Annotated in this window: 1 protein-coding gene; it reads right to left on the reverse strand. The window is 43.1% G+C overall.

Features of this window, described 5'->3' with window-relative positions; all coding sequences use genetic code 11:
- Nucleotides 1-468: DUF2989 domain-containing protein (locus tag R7Z50_RS31195; RefSeq protein ID WP_318150240.1), on the reverse strand; the 468-nt coding region annotated here is incomplete at its 3' end.
- Between the last annotated feature and the right edge of the window lie 45 nt (nucleotides 469-513).

Raw genomic sequence — 513 nt, forward strand, 5'->3', positions numbered from 1 at the left:
ATTTAACTGGGGTGTGCCTTCCATTTGTAAAAATTGGCGACGTGCTTGTGTATCGCCTGTTTGTGACCAAAGAAAATAGAGTGTCTCTGGTTGTTGAGAACCTTTCAGTTCTTCGACGATACGCTTGAGTTCATCTATGCTGTGTACCAAGGCATTAAAGCGTTGCCTTTTTAGCTCACTTTGATCGATAGGGGTGATCTGAGACGCGAGCTCCAAACATTTGCGATAATCAGCAACGATGCTGTATTCGGTAATTTGGTTTGCTTCTGATGGGGTTTTCACTAGCTCAAAACGGTGCCAAATTAACTTGGTTCTAGGAATTCGACATTGGCCGTCATCCATATTGAGGTTTTCACAACGGAGCTCTGGCGTTTTTTGACACAACTCTTCTGTTGTAACGTTGCCTTCAAAACAGCCCGTCAAAGTAAGGGTAGTGAGGCTGGCGAGTAACCAGTATGTTTTTTTCATGGTTTTGCTTGTGATCCGTTACACCAATTCATTTTCGTATTCTTG

This window comes from Vibrio sp. 1249-1 (genome assembly GCF_033340495.1).